Origin of the sequence: Thermopolyspora sp. NPDC052614 (genome assembly GCF_040678635.1) — a bacterium.
Taxonomy (GTDB): Bacteria; Actinomycetota; Actinomycetes; order Streptosporangiales; family Streptosporangiaceae; genus Thermopolyspora.
The window spans coordinates 1-22,952 of record NZ_JBFATZ010000027.1; the positions used below are offsets into that span (position 1 = coordinate 1).

General features: G+C 71.8%; 19 protein-coding genes and 1 pseudogene. 12 read left to right on the top strand and 8 right to left on the bottom strand.

Annotation, left to right across the window (positions count from 1 at the left end):
- The 4 genes and pseudogenes from AB0K60_RS34450 to AB0K60_RS34465 all read right to left on the bottom strand — a co-directional run.
- A pseudogene (locus AB0K60_RS34450) lies at positions 1-479 on the bottom strand (CpaF family protein); the annotation flags it as partial.
- Entirely contained in the window at positions 476-1,264 is a 789-nt protein-coding gene (locus AB0K60_RS34455) for a hypothetical protein (protein WP_364064937.1), read from the bottom strand. The pseudogene AB0K60_RS34450 and the gene AB0K60_RS34455, both read right to left, overlap by 4 nt.
- A 1-nt stretch (position 1,265) precedes the next feature.
- Positions 1,266-2,225 carry a hypothetical protein gene (locus AB0K60_RS34460; RefSeq protein WP_364064940.1) on the bottom strand — a complete coding sequence of 320 codons (960 nt, stop codon included), beginning with the start codon at positions 2,223-2,225 and terminating at the stop codon, positions 1,266-1,268.
- 451 nt (positions 2,226-2,676) lie between these two features.
- Positions 2,677-2,946 (bottom strand): hypothetical protein, encoded by a 270-nt coding sequence (locus AB0K60_RS34465; protein ID WP_364064943.1) that lies wholly within the window; start codon positions 2,944-2,946, stop codon positions 2,677-2,679.
- Positions 2,947-3,010: 64 nt separating this feature from the next.
- Between AB0K60_RS34465 and AB0K60_RS34470 the strand changes: the two genes are divergently transcribed.
- From AB0K60_RS34470 to AB0K60_RS34480, 3 genes are read left to right on the top strand one after another with little or no spacing between them, the layout of a single operon-like run.
- Complete coding sequence (locus AB0K60_RS34470; RefSeq protein ID WP_364064946.1) at positions 3,011-4,357, top strand: hypothetical protein; 1,347 nt, start codon at positions 3,011-3,013, stop codon at positions 4,355-4,357.
- A 29-nt stretch (positions 4,358-4,386) separates the two neighbouring features.
- Positions 4,387-5,211, top strand: coding sequence for a hypothetical protein (locus AB0K60_RS34475; protein ID WP_364064949.1), 825 nt, complete (start codon positions 4,387-4,389; stop codon positions 5,209-5,211).
- Positions 5,208-5,771, top strand: a complete 564-nt coding sequence (locus tag AB0K60_RS34480) for a hypothetical protein (protein ID WP_364064952.1) — start codon at positions 5,208-5,210, stop codon at positions 5,769-5,771. Before AB0K60_RS34475 ends, AB0K60_RS34480 begins: the two co-directional genes overlap by 4 nt.
- Positions 5,772-5,957: 186 nt before the next feature.
- Here the strand turns inward: AB0K60_RS34480 and AB0K60_RS34485 are convergent, their stop codons facing one another.
- Entirely contained in the window at positions 5,958-6,350 is a 393-nt protein-coding gene (locus AB0K60_RS34485; protein ID WP_364064955.1) for an ATP-binding protein, read from the bottom strand.
- A 220-nt stretch (positions 6,351-6,570) separates the two neighbouring features.
- Between AB0K60_RS34485 and AB0K60_RS34490 the strand changes: the two genes are divergently transcribed.
- From AB0K60_RS34490 to AB0K60_RS34500, 3 genes are all read left to right on the top strand, one after another.
- Positions 6,571-7,689 (top strand): helix-turn-helix transcriptional regulator, encoded by a 1,119-nt coding sequence (locus tag AB0K60_RS34490; protein WP_364064958.1) that lies wholly within the window; start codon positions 6,571-6,573, stop codon positions 7,687-7,689.
- Between the two features lie 22 nt (positions 7,690-7,711).
- Positions 7,712-8,020 carry a 4a-hydroxytetrahydrobiopterin dehydratase gene (locus AB0K60_RS34495; RefSeq protein ID WP_364064960.1) on the top strand — a complete coding sequence of 103 codons (309 nt, stop codon included), beginning with the start codon at positions 7,712-7,714 and terminating at the stop codon, positions 8,018-8,020.
- A 171-nt stretch (positions 8,021-8,191) separates the two neighbouring features.
- A complete protein-coding gene (locus tag AB0K60_RS34500) occupies positions 8,192-12,661 on the top strand; it encodes an FtsK/SpoIIIE domain-containing protein (protein WP_364064963.1) in 4,470 nt (1,489 codons plus the stop codon).
- Between the two features lie 64 nt (positions 12,662-12,725).
- Here AB0K60_RS34500 and AB0K60_RS34505 read toward each other — a convergent pair whose 3' ends face one another.
- Positions 12,726-13,001: a WXG100 family type VII secretion target gene (locus AB0K60_RS34505; RefSeq protein WP_364064966.1), complete on the bottom strand. Its 276-nt coding sequence runs from the start codon at positions 12,999-13,001 to the stop codon at positions 12,726-12,728.
- Between the two features lie 206 nt (positions 13,002-13,207).
- Between AB0K60_RS34505 and AB0K60_RS34510 the strand changes: the two genes are divergently transcribed.
- The 3 genes from AB0K60_RS34510 to AB0K60_RS34520 all read left to right on the top strand — a co-directional run bounded on the left by AB0K60_RS34510 (position 13,208) and on the right by AB0K60_RS34520 (position 17,949).
- Positions 13,208-14,953: a biotin carboxylase N-terminal domain-containing protein gene (locus AB0K60_RS34510; protein ID WP_364064969.1), complete on the top strand. Its 1,746-nt coding sequence runs from the start codon at positions 13,208-13,210 to the stop codon at positions 14,951-14,953.
- Between the two features lie 104 nt (positions 14,954-15,057).
- On the top strand, positions 15,058-16,467 hold the full coding sequence (locus AB0K60_RS34515; RefSeq protein WP_364064972.1) for a hypothetical protein: 1,410 nt from the start codon (positions 15,058-15,060) through the stop codon (positions 16,465-16,467).
- Positions 16,468-16,704: 237 nt separating this feature from the next.
- A complete protein-coding gene (locus AB0K60_RS34520) occupies positions 16,705-17,949 on the top strand; it encodes a pentapeptide repeat-containing protein (protein WP_364064975.1) in 1,245 nt (414 codons plus the stop codon).
- On the opposite strand, the gene AB0K60_RS34525 is transcribed toward AB0K60_RS34520, so the two are convergent.
- Positions 17,930-19,324, bottom strand: a complete 1,395-nt coding sequence (locus AB0K60_RS34525) for an NAD(P)H-quinone dehydrogenase (RefSeq protein WP_364064978.1) — start codon at positions 19,322-19,324, stop codon at positions 17,930-17,932. The genes AB0K60_RS34520 and AB0K60_RS34525 overlap by 20 nt on opposite strands.
- 104 nt (positions 19,325-19,428) lie before the next feature.
- On the opposite strand from AB0K60_RS34525, the gene AB0K60_RS34530 reads away from it, so the two are divergent.
- Genes AB0K60_RS34530 through AB0K60_RS34540 form a run of 3 tightly spaced genes read left to right on the top strand, consistent with a single transcriptional unit; the run spans position 19,429 to position 22,345 of the window.
- On the top strand, positions 19,429-19,881 hold the full coding sequence (locus tag AB0K60_RS34530; protein WP_364064981.1) for a gamma-glutamylcyclotransferase: 453 nt from the start codon (positions 19,429-19,431) through the stop codon (positions 19,879-19,881).
- A 1-nt stretch (position 19,882) separates the two neighbouring features.
- Positions 19,883-20,686, top strand: a complete 804-nt coding sequence (locus tag AB0K60_RS34535) for a purine-nucleoside phosphorylase (protein ID WP_364064984.1) — start codon at positions 19,883-19,885, stop codon at positions 20,684-20,686.
- A 6-nt stretch (positions 20,687-20,692) separates the two neighbouring features.
- On the top strand, positions 20,693-22,345 hold the full coding sequence (locus AB0K60_RS34540) for a phospho-sugar mutase (RefSeq protein ID WP_364064987.1): 1,653 nt from the start codon (positions 20,693-20,695) through the stop codon (positions 22,343-22,345).
- A 15-nt stretch (positions 22,346-22,360) separates the two neighbouring features.
- On the opposite strand, the gene AB0K60_RS34545 is transcribed toward AB0K60_RS34540, so the two are convergent.
- Positions 22,361-22,948, bottom strand: a complete 588-nt coding sequence (locus tag AB0K60_RS34545) for a PH domain-containing protein (protein ID WP_364064990.1) — start codon at positions 22,946-22,948, stop codon at positions 22,361-22,363.
- Positions 22,949-22,952: the final 4 nt, after the last annotated feature.

A 22,952-nucleotide genomic window follows, 5' to 3' on the forward strand; every position in this document is an offset into this window, starting at 1 on the left:
AGCCGCAGGTCGAGCTGCGGGTTGGCGGTGTCGAACGGGCGGCTCGACAGTCCCGAGTACGCCGCCAGGATCTGGATGAGCTCGATCAGCTCCTCATCGGAGTCCGCGACCGGCTCGCCGACGACCTCGCGCCCGTCCGCGTAGCTGAGGAAGACCTGGTCGCAGCCGTTGATGTCGATGTTCTCGATCTCGGGGTCGTCGAGCAGGGGCTGCAGGCGGCCCACCCCGAACAACGCGGCGTGGATCCCCGCCGCGAGCGCCTCTTCCTCCTCGGCGGTCGGCGGCGTACGCCCCAGCCCGATCTCCGAGCGGGCGTGCTCCTCCAGCACCTGGGCGATCAGCGCACGCGCGAACTGCCGCTCGTCCTCCCCCGAGATCGGCGGCACGCCGCTGGCCTGGTCGATCCGCCGCTGATGCGCCAGCCGGTCCCCGACCTCCTGCCGGAACCGCTTCACCAATCCGTGGTCGACCGCCGTCATGCCCCTCTCCCGACGACGGACGGGCCGGGGGCGACCCGGGCGGACAGGTACGCGGCCAGCTCCCTGGCCGAACGGACCAGCAGCGAGCGTTCCAGCCGCCCGCCCCACTCTCCCCGCAGCAGCTCGGCCCCCTTGACGTCGTACGCGAGCCCGCCGATCACGGCCTCGGGCTGCCCGGCGGCCGACATGACCCGGCGGACCTCGCCGAGCGAGCGGGCGTACTCCTTCTGCGGCGCGATCACCACGACGCCGAGCTGGGGCCGCTTGCCGCGCTCGGCGAAGGCGCGGCCCAGGGCGACGTACCGCTCGCGCATGTGGGCCACCTGGTCCAGGTGCGGCCGGGTGAACAGCACGACCATGGCCGCCTCGCCCATGAGGTCGTAGATCGCCGGGGAGGAGCCGACGCGGCCGCAGTCGGCGACGACGTCGGCGTCCGGCATGGCGGCGAGCGCCATCCCGAGCGGCTCCCACAGCCAGGACAGCCCGACGGCCTGCTCGGCGCTGTTGATTCCGATCAGCACCTCCAGGCCGCCGACGAGGCGCTGGGTGTGCTCGTGGATCTGCCGCGGCGCGAGGCCGCGGCGGGCGGTCGCGCCGAGGCTGAGCAGCCCGCGCGCCGGGTTGAGCGCGGAGTTGTCCTCGGCGGGCAGCCGGTAGGCGAGGTCGCCGCCGGCGGCGTCGCACTCGGCGAGCATCGCCGGACGCGGCCACACCGCGGCCAGCACCGTGGCCGCGGTCGTGACGCCGGGTGCCCCCTTGTCGGCGGCGAGCGCGATCAACGACATCTCACTGGCCCTCGATGATGTTGTCGTTCTTCGGGGAGGAGTCGCCGCCGGAGGAGGAGATACCGCCGTCCTTCTCCCCGCCCGGCTGAGAACTCGCACGGCCGTCGCCCGTGCCCTCCGGCTCGGGCTGCCGGGTGGGCGTGGCGGTGGGCGTGGCCCGCCGCTTCGCCGTGGTCTGCGGCGTCGGCTGGGCCGACGCCTCGGGCTCGGCCTCGCCGGTGGGCTGGCCGCCGCCGTTCCCTGAGCCCGTCGAGGAGTTGCCGGACGCGCCCGGCAGGTACGCGAGCGCGATCTGCTGGGAGGAGGCGTACGCGGCGATGATGTGCGAGATGCCGGAGTCGACGATCACCTCGACCGATCGGGTGTCCCCGCCGCCCGCCTCGTCGACGCCGCTGATCCAGTTGACGCGGGCGTTGGCCGCGAGCACCTGCGGTTTGCCGCTGTTGTCGCCCGGAACGTAGATCACCTGCACCCGGTCGCCGACGAGGAGCTGGGGCGGGACCTGACCCGGCTTCAGCGAGAGCCCGAGGACGGCCTTGCCCGGCCGCAGCTCGGTCGACTTCTCCACGAGCATGCCGGCGTTGAGCAGCGTGCCCGGCACCAGATCGACGGCGGCGTAGTAGTCGGTCACCTGCTGGCGCTGCTCCCACGGGATGTACCGGACGCCGTCGTCGGCGATCTGCACCTCTTTCAGCATCTGCAGCGTCATCTGCTGGCCCGCCCCGACCCGCCGCACGACCTCGACCGCGGACACCCGGTCCCCGCTGCGCAGCACAAGCGTTACAGTGATCATGGCGCCGCCGATGATCAGCAGCACCGCGAGGGCGGCGAGTGCCGGCTTGCGCTCGCGTGGCGCGGTGGGCAGGCGCCGCGCCGCGGGCTTCGACGGTGCGGACGGTTGCTGCTCGGCGAGCCGCTGCGCCTCAACTCCGCGGAACGGCGTCTGCTCGGTGACCCTCATCAGCAGGTACTCCACAGCGTGGGGGGAACGCTAATGACAAAGCATGACAATACCGAGATAAGCCTTTGCACGTCACAGACTGCTCGCAAGTCCCTCGCGAAGCACTGGTAAACCGGCTTACCGCCCGCCACCGTTAATTCCGCTTAAACGGCGATGACCTGCGAATACGCCACTCAATGTCGCGGAGCGTCACCAGTCCTAGACCGGTTCTATCGGAGTGTTCGCATCTATGGGCTGTTTGCCGGGATTCCCCCGAGGACTGAACCTTTTTCTACCTGCCCAGGGGTCGGATAGGCCATGTGGCGGTTTGCCGGGACGATGGCCACTCGGCCTCTTCGCCGACCCGACCCGCTGTGGCGGAGTCCTCGTGTAGCCCTGTTGACCGGCCGACTCGATGGTGCAGCTCGATGTGGAAGCTCGGTGTGGAAGCTCGATGTGGAAGAAGGTTCGGCTAAGGCCGAGCGCCGGCTTTCGCCTTGTCCGCGAGTTGCCGCGCCTCGCCCTCAAGCCGTTCGGCCTCCTCCCGGATGCGGTCGGCGACGTCGCGGCACCGGCTCTTCCACGTCCGGATCTCGCCCCGGACCCGGTCGGTCAGCGGACCCGACCACTCCATCTTCGCCGCCTCGCCGTCCACCCGATCCGGGAGTTTCTGCACGTGATCGGCGAAGGCGCGGAGTTTGGACGCCTGTTCCCTGAGCTCTTGCACCGCCGGATCCGCCATCCGCCCGCCCCCTTCTGCACAAACCGCCAAACTTCTCAACACGTCAGATATACAGTCTGAGGCCATGGGTGGTGACGGCCTTCGCAGTTTCAAACCCGACCAGCTCGAACGGCTCGCCGGTCTGATGGACAATCTCGACACGGCCGCCGGCGAGGCGTTCACGCGCGCCTCCACCCTGCAGGTGTCCGGCCTGATGTCCCCGCTGCGGGAGATGCCGCGCTGGGCCGGCGACAACGGGCGCGACCTGCGCCGCCGCGCCGCGCTCGGCCGACTGCAGACCGGCGACCCGTTCGCCGGCCTGGCCTGGGCCGGATTCTCCCCGCTGGAGATCGCCGCCTACGGCGACAAGCTCGACCCCGCCTCGCTCATCTACATCAACACCGTGGCGGACTGGGCCGACCGGGTCGGCAACGGCGAGTACGCCCGCAAGCCCGGCGAGTCCCTCGACAGCTACCTCAAACGGCTGGAGGCGGCGGCCCTCGCCAAGGCCATCCCCGCGCTGAAGCCGCACGAGGCCACCGTCGCCAACGTACTCAGGATCATCGGGGACGTGCGCGGGGTCAGCGTCGCCGCCCCCGTGGTGACCGCGCAGAGCATCGCGCTCGGCCGCCTGCTGATGAACAACAAGGCGTGGCAGCCGCTCATCTCCAAGATCACCGGCGGCCGCTGGACCTTCCAGACCCGCTCGGCCATGGCCCCCGGCACCACCCTCGGCAACCTGACGCGCAACCTGTTCATGCGCAGCTCTCTCTACCGGGACTACGTGGCGATGCTGCCCGAGTACGCGGAGATGGACCAGATCGGCCGCGTCGTGAACGGCGGCCGGGCGCTCGCGGGTCTACGCGTCAACCAGTTCATCGACCTGACCTTCGGCAACAACAAGCTCGCCCAGCTGCTCGGCGGCACCACCCACTCGGGGCAGGCCGTCAAGCTGTCCGGCCAGGCCAACCTGCTCAAGGTCTGGGCCGCGACCGCCGACCCCAAGAAGATGGAGGCCGCCGCCGCCATCCTCAAGGTGGAGCCGGCCGCCCTCAGCCGCGTCGGCGCGGTCGCCAGGACCGCGGGCGGCCTGCGCGTGCTGGGCGTCGCCGGCGGCGCCGCCTCCACCGTCTACAGCGCCGCGAACGTGATCTCCCAGGGCAACCCGGTCGAGGCGTTCAAACGCAGCGGCGCCGGCTACGTGGCCGACGTCGCCGAGGTCGGCTTCAACGCCTCGCTCACCGCCGCCATGATCGCCCCCAACCCGGTCACCATCGGCGCCACCGTCGTGTTCGGCGCCGTGTACGTCGGCGCCAAGGTGGTCGAACACTGGGACGACATCAAGAGCGGCGCGGGCAAGGCGGTCAAAGCCGCGGGCGACGGCCTGAAGAAAGCCGGTAACTTCGTCAAGAGCCTCAATCCGTTCGGCTAGGACCTTCGGCAGGAGCATCGGGAGACGACATGCCGTCCTACGACAGCGCACGCGAGCGGTTCCGCCTCGGAACCGACCATCTGAAGGTCCTCGGCCACCTGTACGACGGGGAGGAGGTGCCCGACGAGCTGACCCCGGCCCGCGACGGACTGCGGGCGGCGGGCCTGCTCAGCGACGACGACGCCGTCCTGCCCGAACTCGCCACGCTCACCCGCGTACTCGCCGACACCGTCCTGCTCGTGCAGATCGAGGTCACCGGCGCCGAGGGCGTCACGCTCCACGGCGCGCTCATCGGCCAAGACGCGTGCTACACCTTCGAGACCTGGCCCGGCCAGGACGAGTCCGAGTACGTCCCCACCGACCTCGGCACGCTGGTGTGGTCCCTGGCCCGCGCCGTCGGCCTGCGCGACCGCGGCACCAAGCCGCCCGAGGCACCGATCGTCACCACGACGGTCGGCGTCATGGACGCGGGCTTCGCCGCCCTCGGCCAGATGGACGCCTCGTCCGTCGAGGAGGCCGCCGACCGCCTGCGAGCCGCCCTGGTCGACGCCGGCGGCCCGGAGGACCCCGAACTGACCGTCTTCACCCACCTGCTCCTGCAACTCAACGCGAACTGGCGAATGACCGTGGCCTGGCAGAACCGCTCGGGCTCCGGCACCGACATCAGCGGCCTGGCCGTACTCGACTGCGGCCCACTCGGCTACTGGCTACGCGAGCGCCCCACCGAGCCCATCATGCCCGGCGCGGTCACCCCCGACAGCGAACTACGCCTCATCTACGTCGAGGCGAAGGACCTGTGGGAGTTGATCACCAACCTGATCCCCGGCGCCGACGAACTGCGCGTGGCCCCATGACCTTCGAGTTCACCCTCACCGCCCGCCCGCTCCGAGGAGCCGACAAACGCGCCTTCTTCGCCGTCCTGACCGGTACGGCGGGCCCGTACGGCGAGGCGACCGTCAGCGTCGGCACAATCTCCCGCCGAGCCGAACTGACCTGCCCCGCCCTCCCGGAGGCATGGATCGACCACCCCGACACCACCGCCCAGGGCCTGATCGCGCTGGACGACCGCACCCGACTGGTCGTGGCCGCCCACCAGGCCACCCTGACCCAAAACCGACGGGCCCGCGCCCGCGAGGACCGCGCCCTGCACATCACCCTCGCCGACCGCCACTACACCTACCTGTCCACCGGCACCGGCACAGAGGAACTCCGCGACGACGCCCGAGGCCCCCTGACCCGAATCCGCATCCCACTGCGCGGCGACCGCACCATAACCGTCCTCCCAGACGCCAACCCCGCCGACGTCGCCCTCACCCTCATCCTCCAAGCCGCCGACATGCGCGCCCTGACCCTCACCCGCGCAACCCTCCTAGGCGCCCTGTCCTTCCTGGACACAGGCAAGGGAGAAGCCTGATCGGGCGCTGCGGGCGTCTGGTACTTCTTCACGAACGGCGAAGGTCCAATGTGATCGCGAGTGGAACCCTTTGCGCCGACGATGACCGCCGTACCGTCGCTGGTCGTCTGCGGCAACGCCGCCACCGCCCACCCATCCGCCCCGCGACCGGCGACCCCGATGCAGCAACCGGAGGCGTTCGGCGGACTACGGCGCGCGGTGAAATGTCGCCCACACCCGGCATATCGCCGACCGTCGGCAGGCACCGAAGTCGTCGGCGATCTCATTCACCAAGGCCATGCCCCGGCCGCTTTCACCAGCATGCTCGTCCAGGCGCAGGTCCCGCAGCCGGGGAAAACCTCCGCCGTGATCAACGACGACGATGCCGCATCCGTACGGCTCGCGCCACATGGCCAGCGTCACCGGTGGACGCCCGTGCAGGATCGCGTTCGCGACCAGTTCGGACACGGCGAGCGTCACGTCGTCGCAGAGCTCGGTCAACCCCCAGTTCGCGAGGGTCTTGCGGGCCAGGTCGCGTGCCCGGGCGGCGGCGGCAGGGCCGTACTCGAGTTCCCAGCGGTGATCTGGGTGTGGAGGCACAGAGCTCATCGTGAAGACCACTTTCCTGACCACGAGCGCGGCTGCCAGAGATGGGCGATCTCTGGCACACCCGAAGCCCATCCATTCGGTAGCGAAATGACTACGGATCGCCATGGAAGCAGAGGCGTGGGGCTACCTTGGAGGTGTTGACCACTGCGTCCGAGACGTGGCAGCACCGGCAACAGGTCGAGATCAGGGCAAGCCGGCCAGGGCAGAGGGTATGGAGACCTTCGCATTACGAGTGCGTACGCTCATGCGCGAGCGCGAGATCTCATTACGTCGCCTCGCGAAGACGATCAACTACGATTCGGGCTACTTGTCGCGAGTGCTCAACGGGCACAGGCCTCCCTCACCGGCGATGGCCAAACTCATCGACACGGTCCTCGACGCCGATGGCACCATAGTCGCCCTGGCGAACCGCGAAATCGGACGACGCCGCCCATTACCGTCAGGCAGATCCCGGCGGGTCGATCCCGAACTCATCGGCTATTTCAGCGCCCAGCTCGCGGGCCACTATGTCGCCGACCGGCAGCTTGGAGCACCGAGCCTCACGCCCATCGTCGCCGACCAGTACCGGCTCGTGTGCGACATCGCCTCCGAGGCCGAGGAACCGTCACATAGGCAGATGTGGTCGCTCGCCGCCGCCTACGCGGCGTTCCTGGGCTGGCTCTACCAGGACAGCGGAGATCTGCGGAAATCCGCACACTGGCACGACGTGATGCTGGAACGCGCGCACCGCTCCTGCGACGAGCAACTCGTCGCGTTCGCGCTGCACAACAAGGCGATGCTCTACGTCGACATGTGTGACGGAGCCAGCGCCGTAGACCTGACCGAGGCGGCGTTGGTGAACGCGCCCGCACTGTGCGCGAAGGTGCGCGTACTGGCGTTGCAGCAGGCGGCCCACGGCAGATCGTTGCTCGGTGGCGACGGTGCACTGGAGGAGTGCAACAGGCTGCTTGACCAGGCCGACAGGCTGATCGACCGGATAGACGACCCGTATCCCTGGGGCAGCGCCTGCCTGACCCCCCACTACCTGGCTGTGCAGCGCGCCACCTGCTATGTCCGGCTGGGTGCCGACAGGGAGGCCCTTAGCCTGTGGGACTCGATTCTGCCCACCATGCCTCCTGGAGCACGGCGCGACGAAGGAGTGTTTCGTGCCCGGCAAGCTCGTTCGCTCGCCGCCACCGGCGAGCCCGAGCAGGCGATGGAGGTCGCGAGAGAGGTTGCCCTGCTCGTCGAAGAGACCGGCTCGGCGCGGATGCGCAGAGAACTTCAAGCGCTGAAGGCGACCCTGCGACCATGGGCGGAGGAAGGCTTGGCCAAGAACCGCACGAGATGATCAGAGATGCCGGAGGTGGCCGATGAGGTTGAGAACCCCCCTGACCGGCGAGCAGGTGACGAGGCGCCTCGACGACACCGGGTGGGTTGGCGACACCTCCGCGATCAGGCGGACGTTCGCGGTGGAATACGACACGGCGCTTCGGATCGTCGCCGAGGTGGGCAAGGCGGCGATCGAGCTGGATCATCGGCCCGACATCGACATCCGCTGGGACCGTTTGTCCTTCCACATGACCACGCATACCGCTGGCGACGTGGTGACGGAACTCGACTTCAAGCTCGCCGAGCGAATCAATGCGATCGCCCTGCGGCACGGTGCCGTCCCAGCCTGACCGCGAAACCCTGGCGGCCGACCCATGAGCTTAGGGCCGGGCCAGGCTCATCCTGGCGTCGTCGCCGGGTCGGTGCGGGGATTCTCCCCGTCGTCCCTTGACATGGCTGAACCAACGGGGTCAGAAACTCTAGGCTGTCCCTTATCCACAGGAACACCGCCAGGGGACACCATGCGCATCTCTCTCACGGCTCTCACGCGTGACGGCGCGCACGACGTCGTCGCGAGCGGGGACGATACGACGACCGTCGCCGTGCTCGCCGAGGCCCTTGAGGAGAAGTTGTCGGGGCCGGTACGCCAGGGGCTCGCGCCGGTTGTGCCGCTGCCGCGTATGGATCGCACCGACATTCCGTACCCCGGCCGGGTGGATCTGTGGGCGAACGGGCGGCGGCTCGATCCGGCGGCGCCGGTGAGCAGGGTGCTGCGCGACGGGGACATCGTCGCGTTCGACTCGGCGGGCGCGGCGGCCACCTGGCGGCATGAGCCGACCGGTGCCGTTGAGATCAGGATTTCCGGTGGGCCGGCGGCGGGGGCCGTGCACCGGCTCGGGTTTGGCGCGGCCACCATCGGCGGTGCGCGTCAGTGCACGATCGCGGTGGACGATCACCTCCTCGCGCCCGCCGTCGCCACCGTGCACGTGACCGCGACGGAGGCGACGATCGATCCCGCGCCGGGGGCGACGATGACCCTCGACGGCGAACCGGTGACCGGGCCGGTGATCTGGCCCGATGGGGGCGTGTTGATCAGCGGTGCGTCGGTGTTCACGCTGCGGCAGCCGGAGGCGCCCGACGCTCATCTGACCCCGTTGCCGGACGGCGGGCTCGCCTACAACCGGCCGCCGCGCCTTGGTGGGCCGGGCCGTACTCGGACGATCGAGGTTCCGGCCGAGCCTCGGCGTCCCGACCATCACCGGCTGCAGTTGCTCTCCACCATGATTTTCGCGGTGGGTGGCGTGGTGATGGCGGTCGTGTTCAAGCAGCCGCTGTTTCTGCTGATGGCGCTGCTCACGCCGCTGTCGATGCTCGGGCAGTGGTGGAGCGACCGCCGGTACGGCAAGAAGCGGCACCGGCAGGCCATGAAGGAGTACCGCAAGCGCAGGGCCGCGTTCGCCGGGCAGCTCGAACAGTTGCGGCGGCTCGATCAGGCCGAGCGGCGGGCGGAGTTTCCCGATCCTGCCGAGATCCTGCTTACCGCGACGGGGCCGCGGCGGCGGCTGTGGGAGCGCCGCATCCACGACGCCGACACGTTGCATCTGCGGGTGGGTCTGGCCGACCTGCCGTCGCACATCGAGCTCGCCGCCGAGCGCGGGGCGAGCCTCGCCGACGCCAAGGATCTGCCGCCGATCCCGGTCTCGCACGCCGTGCCGGTCACGGTCCCGCTGCCGCAGACCGGTGTGCTCGGCATCACGGGGGCGCGGCCGGTGTCCCGGGCGCTGGCCCGGTGGCTGGTCGCCCAGGCCGCCGCCCTGCACAGCCCCCGCGACCTGGCGATCGTCGTGCTCAGCGCGGACGGCGAGGCGGCGCAGAGCTGGAACTGGGTGCGCTGGCTGCCGCACTGCGCGCCGCATGAGGGCGAGGACTGTGTGGCGCTGATCGGGGCCGACCCGGACAGTACGGCGCGTCGCGTCGGCGAGCTCCTCGGCAAGATCAATGAGCGGCGGGAGGCGCAGTCGCGGGCCGTGGCGTCGTTCGGCGGCGACGGCCAGGGCATCAACCCGTTCGCGCAGGGGTACGCCACCCAGCGGCCGTACAACGTGCTGGTCGTCCTGGACGGGGCGCGGGCGCTGCGCGGCATGCCCGGAATGCCGCAGGTGCTGCAGTTCGGCCCGACCGTGGGCGTGTACGCGATCTGCGTCGATGACGATCAGCGGCTGCTGCCCGAGGAGTGCACCACGGTCGCGGTGTGCGCGTTCGACCGCCCCGGGTTCGTACGCCTGCACGGCGGCCGGGTCGCGGCCGAGCTGCCCGACGGGGTCGATGTGGTCGCCGACCAGGTGGGCGTGGCCTGGTGCGACCGGGCGGCGCGGGCGATGGGGCCGCTGCGCGACGTGAGCCGCGACGACGCCGACTCGGTGATCCCGGCCTCGGCGCGGCTGCTCGATTTGCTGGCCATGCCCGATCCGCGGCCGGAGCAGATCCAGGCGTTCTGGCGGCGGGGCCGTACGACGCGGGTGCCGATCGGGATCGGCGCGGAGGGCCCGTTCTCGATCGACCTGCGCCTGGACGGCCCGCACGCCCTGGTCGCGGGCACCACCGGCGCGGGAAAGTCCGAGCTGCTGCAATCCCTGATCGCCTCGCTGGCGGTGGCGAACCGGCCGGACGAGATGACGTTCGTGCTCATCGACTACAAGGGCGGCAGCGCGTTCAAGGACTGCGCCAAGCTGCCGCACACCGTCGGCATGGTGAGCGACCTCGACGGCCATCTCACCGAACGCGCCCTGGAGTCCCTCGCAGCCGAGCTGAAGCGCCGCGAGCACCTGCTCCTGAACGCCAACGCCAAGGACATCGAGGACTACAACGACCTGCGCGACACCGGCGAGCCGCTGGAGCCGATGCCGCGGCTGGTGCTGATCATCGACGAGTTCGCCGCGATGGTGCAGGAGCTGCCCGACTTCGTCGTGGGCCTGGTCGACATCGCCCGGCGGGGCCGGTCCCTCGGCGTCCACCTCATCCTCGCCACCCAGCGCCCGGCGGGCGTCGTCACCCCCGACATCGCCGCCAACACCAACCTGCGCATCTCGCTGCGGGTCACCAGCGCCGCCGAATCCGCCGACGTGATCAACGCCCCGAACGCGGTCGCGATCTCCAAGACCACCCCGGGCCGCTGCTACGTCCGCTCCGGCGCGTCGTCCCTGCACGCCGTGCAGTCGGCCCGGATCGGCGGCAGACGCCCCGGCGCCGGCCCGGCGAAGGCCGAGCCGGTGCACGTGGTCCCCCTCGCCTGGCGGCACCTCGGCACGCCGCTGCCGCCCCCGCCCGACGACGGCGAGGACGAGTCCACGATGGTCACCGATCTCGCCGTGCTGGTGGACGCGATCGCCGCCGCCGCCCGCGGGCTCGGCATCGACCGCCCGCGTAGCCCCTGGCTGCCCCCGCTGCCGGAGTCGGTCACGCTCGACGAGCTGCCGCAGGAGGATCCGGCCCGGCTCCCGTTCGGCCTCGCCGACATCCCCTCGCTGCAGCGCCGCGCCGTCGAGTGCTACGACCTGTCGCAGGGCCACCTGCTGGTGTGCGGGGCGAGCCGCAGCGGCCGGTCGACGGTGCTGCGCGCCGTCGCGGGCGCGGTCGGCACCCGCACCGACCCGCGCGACGTGCACCTGTACGCCGTCGACTGCGGCAACAACGCGCTGCTGCCCCTGGTCCGGATGCCGCACACCGGCGCGGTCGTCGGCCGCGACTCGCCCGACCGCCTCAGCCGCCTCACCGACCGCCTGCTGGAGGAGATCTCCCGCCGCCAGCAGACCCTCGCCGCGCAGGGCTTCGCCGACGTCACCGAGCAGCGCGCCGCGACGCCGCCCGAGCGGCGCATGCCGTACCTGCTGGTGCTGTTCGACCGGTGGGAGGGCTTCATGGCGGCGTTCGAGTCCTACGACAACGGCCGGCTCGTCGACCAGTGGCTGCAGATCCTGCAGGAGGGCTCGGGCGCCGGGGTGAAGGTGGTGATGACCGGCGACCGCTCCACGCTGGTCGGCCGCGTCTCCACGCAGTTCGACGACCGGCTGGTGCTCAAGCTGACCGACACCATGGACTACACCTACGTCGGCATGAAGGCCAAGGACGTGCCCGAGCACTTCCCGCCGGGCCGCGGCTTCCGGGCGTCCACCGGCCTGCGCGAGGTCCAGGTGGCCCTGCTCGCCGCCGATCCGGCCGGCACCGCGCAGGTCGCCGCGCTGCACGAGATCGCCCGTACGGCCAAGGCCCGCCTCGGCGACGTGCCGCGCCACCTGCGCCCGTTCCGCGTGGACGCGCTGCCGCCGACGATCGACCTGGACGAGGCGCTCCGGCTCGACGACGAGCCGGTGCCCGCCGACGCGGTGGTGTTCGGCGTCGGCGGCGACTCGCTGGGCCTGCGGTACTTCCGCGCCGAGGAGCACGGCCCCGGCCTGGTCGTCGCGGGGCCGCCGAAGACGGGCCGCAGCACGGCGCTGTGCACGATGGCGACGTGGCTGACCGGCCACTCCTACCAGGTCGTGCTCATCACGCCCCGGCGCAGCCCGCTGCGGGACCTGGCCGGGCGGCCGGGGGTGCTCGGCTCGTTCACCCCGGACGACGACCTGGAGGAGATCAAGAAGACGGCGGCGGGCGCGGGCCGGCACGCCCTGCTCATCGACGATCTGGAGCTGCTCGGCAACGACTCCGAGCTGGCCGAGTGGGTCACCGAGTACGTCGGCGAGCTGCGCGACACCGGCAGCCTGGTCATCGGCGCGGGCAGCGTGGACGACCTGGACGGCATGTACCGCGGGCCGGTCGTGGCGATGAAGAAGTCGCGCAACGGCCTGCTGCTGCGCCCCACCCAGACCGGGCAGGGCGATCTGCTCGGCGTACGGCTGCCGCGCAGCGTGGCGAGCGGCGCCGGTCCGGTCGGCCGCGGCTTGCTGGTCATCGGCGGGCAGTGGGAGCAGATTCAGGTCGCCCGCACCTGAGAACACCGGTGACAAACACGAAAAGAGCCGGGGTGACCCGGCTCTTTGTCATCCGTGAATGGGATCAGGCGCCCGTCGCGGCGGCGATGGCCTCGCGGTTCTTGCGGATGCCCTCCTGGGCCTCCACCAGCGTCTGCTGGACGTTGTCGAACGTCTTCTTGTAGCTCTCCCACGCGTCAAGGAACTTCTGGGCGTTGGGGCCCGACCAGGACGCCGGAATCTTCCGGGCCTCCGCGTCCAGGGCCTTCTGGACGCTCATGACGGCGTCGGCCTGGGCGCGGAACGTCTGCGACATCTTGTCCATGTCCGGCAGAATGCCGCCGACCTTGCTGTCTGCCATATGCTTCCCTTTCTGTCCCACCGGTCACAGGGATAGACGGACTACACAATAGGCCCCATGGCCATACAAGTGCCCCGGTTTAACAAATCCCGGTGGCGCCGGGTCAGGACAATCCGACACCGATGCCTGCACTCCTGACGCCTACCCTCCTATCGCCTACGCTCCTTCACTGTGGGCACTGTGGGGCCGACGGAAGGACGTCGCAGGTGCACAAGGTCCTGATCGCCAATCGTGGCGAGATCGCCGTCCGGATCGCCCGCGCGTGCCGGGACGCCGGCCTGACCGGCGTGGCGGTCTACGCCGACCAGGACCTCGACGCCCTCCACGTCCGCGTCGCCGACGAGGCGTACGCGCTCGGCGGCTCGTCCCCGGCCGAGACGTACCTCCACATCGGCAAGCTGCTGGAGATCGCCCGCTCGCGCGGCGCCGACGCCGTCCACCCCGGCTACGGCTTCCTGGCCGAGAACGCCGCCTTCGCCCAGGCCGTCATCGACGCCGGGCTGGTCTGGATCGGCCCGCCGCCCGCCGCCATCCACGCCCTCGGCGACAAGGTCGCCGCCCGGCACATCGCCCAGCGGGTGGGCGCCCCCCTCGTCGCCGGCACCCCCGATCCGGTCTCCGGCGTCGAGGAGGTCGTCGCGTTCGCCCGCGAGCACGGCCTCCCGGTCGCCATCAAGGCCGCGTACGGCGGCGGCGGGCGCGGGCTGAAGGTCGCCCGCACCCTGGAGGAGATCCCCGCCCAGTACGACAGCGCGGTCCGCGAGGCGGTGACCGCCTTCGGCCGCGGCGAGTGCTTCGTCGAGCGCTACCTGGACCGCCCGCGCCACGTGGAGACGCAGTGCCTCGCCGACGCGTACGGCGGCGTCGTGGTCGTCGGCACCCGCGACTGCTCCCTGCAGCGCCGCCATCAGAAGCTCGTCGAGGAGGCCCCCGCCCCCTTCCTCACCCCCGAGCAGGAGGCGCTGCTGCGCGACAGCTCCAAGGCGATCCTGCGCGAGGCCGGGTACGTCGGCGCGGGCACCTGCGAGTTCCTCGTCGGCCGGGACGGCACGATCTCGTTCCTGGAGGTCAACACGCGGTTGCAGGTCGAGCACCCGGTCACCGAGGAGATCTCCGGGATCGACCTGGTCCGCGAGCAGTTCCGCGTCGCCGCCGGCGAGCCGCTCGGCTACGACGACCCGCCGCTGCGCGGCCACTCCATCGAGTTCCGGATCAACGCCGAGGATCCGGGCCGCGGCTTCCTGCCCGCCCCCGGCACGATCACCCGCTGGCGCGCCCCCTCCGGCCCCGGCGTACGCCTCGACAGCGGCTACGAGCAGGGCGAGACCGTGCCGGGCGCCTTCGACTCCCTGATCGCCAAACTGATCGTGACCGGCCGGGACCGGGCCGAGGCGCTGGCGCGGGCGCGGCGGGCGCTCGCCGAGTTCGAGATCGACGGCATGCCGACGGCGCTGCCGTTCCACCGCGCCGTCGTCGAGGATCCGGCCTTCACCGGCGAGCCGTTCGCCGTGCACACCCGGTGGATCGAGACCGAGTTCGCCGCCGACATCCCGCCGTACGACGCGACAGCGGAACCCGCCGAACCCGCCGCACGCGAGCGCATCACCGTCGAGGTGGGCGGCAAACGCCTGGAGGTCGTGCTCCCGGCGAACCTCACCGCGCCGAGCGCACGGACCGCCGATCCCCGGCCCTCCAGACGCTCCGGCGGTCGCGGCCGGGCGAGGGCCGCCGGAGGCGACGCCCTCGTGACGCCCATGCAGGGCACGATCGTCAAGGTCGTCGCGTCCGACGGCGACACCGTGGCGGCGGGCGACACGATCGTCGTGATCGAGGCGATGAAGATGGAACAGCCGCTCGCCGCGCACAAGCCGGGCATCGTCACCGGCCTCAACGCCGCCGTGGGCCGGACCGTCACGGCCGGCGCGACGCTGTGCGAGATCAAGGACGCCTGAGCGGGTTCACCGGCCCGAAACCGGATACGGTGGAAGAGATCCCTGACCGGGAACCCTGACGACCCCCCATTCGTCCTCAAGGGCGAAGGAGGAGGCATCGAGCCGTGACCACTGACCATTCGCTCCGCCGCGCGGGGTCCGCACTCCTCGCGCTGCTGACCGGTGTCCTGGTCCTGATGGCGTTCGCACCCGCCGCGAGCGCCCAGGCCGCACCGGATCCCAACGCGATCGTGTCCTATTGGAAGGACAAGAGCGACCCGCTGTTCGTCGAGTCGGGTGCCCCGATCACGTCCGAGCAGCAGTCCACGCTCCGTGCGGCGCTTGAGGATTCCAAGACGCACGTCTACGTCGCCGCGCTGAACGACGCGTCGATCGCCGATGAGCCCGCCGCGGGCGCTCTGATCACCCAGCTGCTCAAGAGCCTCGACGCGGCCGGCCGCCCCGAGGCCACCGTCGCGCTGCTCGACGGCACCAGGCTCTACGCGGGCTCCAGCCTCATCGGCAACGGCGCCGGGCAGCTCGCCAACCGCGCGGTCAGCGCCAACCCGGGCGACCTCGCCACGGGCATGAAGGACTTCGTCAACCGGGTGAACCTCGTTGCCGAGGGCAAGGTGAAGGCCGCGCTCAACCCCGACAGCACGGTCGGCGGTGGCGGCGGCTTCGGCGTGCTCATCGGCATCCTGGTGCTCGCCCTCGTCGGCGGCACCGGCCTGTTCCTCTACTCGCGCAAGAAGCGTCGCGAGCGCGAGGAGCGCGAGGCCGCCGAGCTGGCCGCCGTGAAGCAGACCGTCGAGGAGGACATCACCAAGCTCGGCGAGGAGATCACCGAGCTGGACGCCGACGTGAAGCTGGCGCAGAGCGAGGCGGGCACCCAGGAGGACTGGAAGCGCGCCCTGGACGCCTACGAGCGGGCCAAGCTGGAGCTCAGCGTCGTCAAGCGCGCCGACGAGCTGCGCGGCGTCACCAACGCGCTGGAGGAGGGCCGCTACGCGCTCGCCTGCGTGCGGGCCCGGATGAACAACGAGCCGGTGCCCGAGCGGCGGGCCCCCTGCTTCTTCAACCCGCAGCACGGCCCGTCCGTGCGTGACGTGCGCTGGGCCCCGCCCGGCGGCGCGCCGCGCGACGTGCCCGCCTGCGCCGCCGACGCGCAGCGCGTCGAGCAGGGCTTCGACCCGCACTCCCGCGAGGTCGTGATCGACGGCCACCGCCGGCCGTACTACGAGGCCGGCCCGGCCTACGCCCCCTACGCCTACGGCTACTACGGCGGCTTCGGCGACGTGATGACCGGCATGTTCGTCGGCACGATGCTCGGCAGCATGCTCGGCGGCGGCTGGGGCTTCGGCGGCTACGGCATGGGCTACGGCGCCGGGTACGCCGAGGGCGTGCAGGACGCCGGTGGCGGCGACTTCGGCGGCGGCGGCGACTGGGGCGGCGGCGGAAGCGACTGGAGCGGCGGCGACTGGGGTGGCGGCGGCGACTGGGGCGGCGGCGACTTCGGCGGAGGCGACTGGTAAACCGCCGACACCCGGACCCCCTGGCCCGGCTCGGGCACGCTTTCAAGCCCCGGCGGTCCTCGAGACCGCCGGGGCTCACCCATGCCCGGACGGGATGTGCACACGGCGCCACCAGGGTGAGCAATGGGGGTGAGCAATGGGGGTGAACAATGGGGCGGAAGGGACGCGTGCAAGCGGATCGCAACCGCGCATTCAGGCTGATCCGGGAGTATTTCCGCGTTCCATAGGAGGTCCCCCGTGCGTCGTCCCACGCTGCTCGCCGTCAGCGCCGCCCTGCTCACCCTCGCCCTGACCGCACCGCCCGCCCATGCCCACACGGCGGGCCACAACGCGACCAGCGACGTGCGCGCCGCGGCCCCGTGCCGCCCCGGCTCCGGCCCCAAGCTGCGCGGCCGGAACTTCACCCAGACGCCGCTGCCGGCCAACGTGCGCTGCGCCGACCTCACCGGCGCCAAGTTCGACGAGGCCGACCTCAGCGGCAAGGACCTGACGGGCGCGATCCTGCGCAACGCCTCGTTCAAGGAGACCGAGCTCACCCAGGCGTACCTCGAATACGCCGACCTGACCGGCGCGGACTTCACCGACGCCGATATGACCCAGATGCGGGCCAAGCACGCCAAGGCCCGCAACGCCGTCTTCACCGAGGCGTACGGCGGCCAGGCCGACTTCAGCAACGCCGACCTCACCGGCGCCCGCTTCGAGCGCGCCGAGATGGGCCAGGCCGAGTTCAATGACGCCACGCTGGTCGACGCCGACCTGACCGAGGCCGAGCTCGTCCAGCTCAAGGGCCGCGAGGCCGACTTCACCCGGGCCAAGCTGCACGACGCCAAGCTGGGCCAGGCGACGCTCCAGTTCGCCGTGTTCCGCGACGCGGACCTGCGCGAGGCCGAGTTCACCCAGGCCGAGATGCGCGGCGCCAAGCTCAACGGCGCGAACGTGGACAAGGCCAGCTTCACCCAGGCCGACGACCTCGATCTGACCGGCGCGAAGGGCACCGCGGTGAACGTCCCCGACGACGCGACCGGCAGGCGCCCCGAGGCCGAGCCCACCCGGATCCCCGTCGGCGAGGACACGGGCGGCGAGCCGGACGAGCCGCGGACGACCCCGGCCCCGCGCTCCGCCCCGCCCTTCGGCCTGGTCCTGATCGTCCTCAGCAGCGCCGGTCTCGCCCTCACCCTGCTGCTGTGGAGCGTCACCCACCGCCGCCGCAGGCGCGAGGCCGCGGCCTTCGCGATCGCCCGCCGCCAGGCCGAGGAGGAGGTGACCAGGTTCGGCGAGGAGATCGACGCGCTCGACTTCGAGATGAAGATCTACGAGGCGACCGTGAGCGCCGACGTCGACTGGCGCCAGGCCCTGGACGCCTACGAGGCCGCCAAGCACATCCTGGTCACCGCCCGCACCGACGACCAGCTCGCCCAGATCGGGCCCGCGGTGCGCGCCGGCCGGTCCGCCCTGGGCCGGCTCAGATCCCGACGGAGGTGATCGGCTGCATGAGGCGGCGGGCCGCCTCGGTGATCGAGCCGGACAGCGACGGGTAGACGGCGAAGGTGTGCGCGAGCTGGTCCACGGTGAGCCGCTGCTGGACCGCGAGGGACAGGGCGAGGATCAGCTCGGACGCCCGGGGGGCGACGATGACGCCGCCCAGCACGATCCCGGTGTTCGGGCCGCAGAACAGCTTGATGAACCCGTCGGCGAACCCCTGCATCTTGGCGCGCGCGTTGGTGTCCAGCGGGAGCTTGACGACGTTCGCCTCGATCTCGCCGCGCTCGATCTGCGCCTGGGAGACGCCGACGGCGGCGATCTCGGGGTCGGTGAAGATGTTGGAGGCGACGCTCGCCAGCCGCAGCGGCTGCACGGCCTCGCCCAGCGCGTGCCAGACCGCGATCCGCCCCTGCATGGCGGCGACGGAGGCGAGCATGAGCACGCCGGTGCAGTCGCCGGCCGCGTAGACGCCGGGCGCGGAGGTCCGCGACACCTTGTCCACCTCGACGAATCCGCCCTTGCCGAGCCGTACGCCGGCCTCCTCAAGGCCGATCCCGGAGGTGTTGGGGACCATGCCGACGGTCATCAGGCAGTGCGACCCCTCGGCGGTGCGCCCGTCCTCCAGGGTGACGACGACGCCGTCGTTCGTGCGCTTCACCGAGGCGGCGCGGGAGCGGCCCATGACGTTCATGCCGCGGCGCCGGTAGACCTCCTCAAGCACCTCGGCCGCGTCGGCGTCCTCGTTGGGCATCATGCGGTCGCGGGAGGACACCAGCGTCACCTCCGAGCCCAGCGACCGGTACGCGCCGGCGAACTCGGCCCCCGTCACGCCGGAGCCGACCACGATCAGGTGCTCGGGCAGCGTGTCGAGGTCGTAGAGCTGCCGCCAGTCGAGGATGCGCTCCCCGTCGGGCTCGGAGCCGGGCAGCACGCGCGGCGTCGCCCCCGTGGCGACGATCACCACGTCGGCGCGGATCGTCCGGTCCCCGGCCCGCACGAGCTGCGGGTCCACCAGCCGCCCCGCCGCCCGGATCACCTCGACGCCCTCGGCCTCCAGCCGCGCCGTCACGTCGGCGGACTGCGCCCGCGCCAGGTCCTTGACCCGCCGGTTCACCAGCGGCAGGTCCACCTGGACGCCGCCCACGTCGCCGTCGGCCCCGCCGCTGAAGTTCACCCCGAGCGACGACGCGTCGAGCAGGGCCTGTTTACGCACGGAGGTGGCGATGAGCGTCTTGGACGGGACGCAGTCGGTCAGCACGCACGCGCCGCCCGGCCCGTCGCGCTCGACCACGGTGACCTCCGCCCCGAGCTGAGCGGCCACCAGCGCCGCCTCGTACCCTCCAGGTCCGCCGCCTATGATCACGATCCTCGTCACATGTCCCATTCTCCCGTATTCGGGTCACCACCCCGACCCACCCCCGCAGCGCCGATAGCGGGCACGACCCCGGACAGCGGGCGATCTTGGATTAGGCTTGTGCCGTGCCCGTCTACGCCGCCTACGGCAGCAACATGGATCCCAAGCAGATGGCTCAGCGCGCCCCGCACTCGCCGATGCGCGGCACCGGCTGGCTGCAGGGCTGGCGCCTGACCTTCGGGGGTGAGGACGTCTCCTGGGAGGGCGCGCTCGCCACCATCGTCGAGGACCCGTCGTCCCAGGTCTTCGTGGTGCTCTACGACGTCCCCGAGTGGGACGAGCCGTCCCTCGACCAGTGGGAGGGCGCCGCGCTCGGCCTCCACCACAAGGTACGGCTCCGCGTCGCCACGCTCGACGGCGAGGTCGTCGCCTGGTTCTACGTGCTCGACGACTACGAGGGCGGCCTGCCCTCGGCGCGCTACCTCGGCATCCTCGCCGACGCCGCCGAGAAGGCCGGCGCGCCCGACGACTACGTCGCCGACCTGCGCGGCAGGCCCTGCAAATCGCTCGGAGACTGACGTGACCTCACCCCCGCACGAGCGGGCGGCGGAGGCGGCCTCCGTCCTGCTGTCCCGCGCGAACCTCCCCGCGATCGACATCGCGCTCGTCATGGGCTCGGGGTGGAGCCCCGCCGCCGACGCGATCGGCGAGACCGTCGCCGACCTCGCGGTCACCGAGCTGCCCCACTTCGCCCCGCCCGCCGTGGCCGGGCACGCGGGCCGGGCCCGCGTGGTCCGCACCGCGTCCGGCCGCCACGCGCTGATCCTGCTGGGCCGCACCCACCTGTACGAGGGCCGCGGCGTCGAGCCGGTCGTGCACGGCGTGCGCACCGCCCTCGCCGCGGGCGCGGGCGTCATCGTGCTCACCAACGCCGCGGGCGGCCTGCGGCCCGAGACCCAGCGCGTCGGCGAGCCGGCCCTCATCAGCGACCACATCAACCTGACCGGCGCCAACCCGGTCACCGGCCCCACGTTCATCGACCTCACCGAGGTCTACTCGGCCCGCCTGCGCGAGCTGGCCCGCGAGGCCGACCCGTCGCTCGCCGAGGGCGTCTACGTCGCCCTGCCCGGCCCCACGTACGAGACCCCCGCCGAGATCCAGATGCTGCGCACCCTCGGGGGCGACATGGTCGGCATGTCCACCGTCCTTGAGGCGATCGCCGCCCGCGAGGGCGGCGCCGAGGTCCTCGGCATCTCGCTGGTCACCAACCCCGGCGCGGGCCTGGTCGGCGAGCCGCTCAACCATGAGGAGGTCCTCGCGGTCGGCCGCGCCACGGCCGCCCGCATGGGCGCCCTCCTCGCCAAACTCGTCGACAAGCTGTAGCGACCGATGACATCCGACGACGTGCTGCGGGAGCGGGCGCGGCAGTGGCTCGCCCAGGATCCCGACCCGGAGACGCGGGCCGAGCTCGAAGCGCTGCTCGCCGCAGACGCCCCGCTGGAGGACCGGTTCGGGGCCGCGCTGGAGTTCGGCACGGCGGGCCTGCGCGGCGAGCTGGGCGCGGGGCCCAACCGCATGAACCGGGTGACGGTCATGCGGACGGCGGCGGGGCTGGCGAAGGTGCTGGTGGAGGTGCTGGGCGCGGGCGCGCACGTCGTCATCGGCTACGACGCGCGACACAAGTCGGACGTGTTCGCGCGGGACTCGGCCGCCGTGCTCACCGGCGCGGGCCTGCGCGTGTCGCTCATGGCCGAGCACTGGCCGACCCCCGTGCTGGCGTTCGCCGTACGGCATCTGGGCTGCGCGGCGGGCGTCATGGTGACGGCGTCGCACAACCCGCCGCGGGACAACGGCTACAAGGTCTACTGGGGCGACGGCATCCAGATCGTGCCGCCGGTGGACCGGGAGATCGCCGAGGCGATCGAGACCGTGGGCCGCGTCGATGAGCTCCCGCTGGGCTCGGAGTGGACGACGCTCACCCACGACGACATCGTCCGCCCCTACCTCGACGCGGTGACGACGCTGCCGATCGGCGACGCCCGCGACGTGCGCGTCGTCTACACGCCCCTGCACGGCGTGGGCGGCGAGGTGCTGCGGCGGGCGTTCGCGCGGGCGGGCTTCGCCGAGCCGGCGACGGTCGCCGAGCAACTGGCGCCCGACCCCGACTTTCCCACCGTGGGCTTCCCCAACCCGGAGGAGCCGGGCGCCCTGGACCTGGCCCTGGCCCTCGCCGCCGACGTCGGGGCCGACCTCGTCATCGCCAACGACCCCGACGCCGACCGCTGTGCCGTCGCCGTGCCCACCCCCGGCGGATCGTGGCGCAGGCTCACCGGGGACGAGGTGGGCGGCCTGCTCGCCGAGCACGTGCTGACGCACACCTCGGGCGACGATCGGCTGGTGGCCACCACGATCGTCTCCTCCTCGCTGCTGGCGCGGATCGCGGCCGCGCACAACGTCCGGCACGCGACCACCCTGACCGGCTTCAAGTGGATCGCGCGGGCGGCGGGCGAGGGCGAGCGCATGGTGTTCGGCTACGAGGAGGCGCTGGGCTACACGATCGGCACCGACGCGGGCCTGCCGGTCCGCGACAAGGACGGCATCGGGGCCGCCCTCACCGTCGCGGGCCTCGCCGCCGCCGCCAAGCGGGACGGCCGTACCCTGCTCGACCTGCTGGACGCCCAGGCCGTACGGCACGGCCTGCACGCCACCCGCCAGCTCTCCATCCGCGTCAAGGACCTCTCCCTGATCCACCGCGCCATGACTCGCCTGCGTACCGCCCCGCCCGGCGAGCTCGGCGGCCGGGCCGTGAAGTCCGCCGAGGACCTCGCCCATGGCGTGGACGGCCTCCCCGCGACCGACGGCCTGCGCTACCGCCTCGCCGGAGACGCCCGCGTCGTCATCCGCCCGAGCGGCACCGAGCCCAAGCTCAAGTGCTACATGGAGGTCGTCGTCCCGGTGACCGGCACACTCACCGACGCCCGCGCCCACGCCGCCGACGCCCTGGACGCCATCGAACGGGACCTGGCGGCCCTCCTGACCTGACGCGTCACCACGGAATCACAGCGCCGCGACGAGCCCCACTACCACCAGGACAAGAGCGGCGGCCACAACGGCGAGCGACACCGGCGACCACGTCAGCGAGAAGGCCCCGGCCGTATCGCCGCCGCGTGAACGGCCCCGGGCTGCCTCCTCGGTGATCTGCTCGGCGATCCAGTGCGCGTGCGTCCGCCCGGCGAGCGCCTCCGCGTGGGCCGCGTTCCGTCCCCCGGAGACGTCGCGGCTCCCGGCCCTGGCCGAGCGGGTGAGCTCACGCGTGGACACCTGCGGCGTCCAGGAGCGCACGGTCCGTTCCCCCGACTCCAGATGAATGGCGTGCGTGACGCGGACGTCCCCGAGCGCCCCCCACGGAATGAACGCGTCCCGCAGCGGATTGCGCACCAGCACACCGTCCTGCCGCAGGACGATCCCCGGCCGCAGGCAGGTGACGTAGATGACGGCCGTCAGCACCCCGAGGACCGACCCCGCGATCAGGGACGAGGGCAGGCTCCCCCGCGCGATCAGATCGACCGCGTTGAGCGCGGCGAACACCAGCCAGACCCACCCCAGGATCCAGGCCCCCCGCGACCGGAACACCCGCGGTTTCACGCCG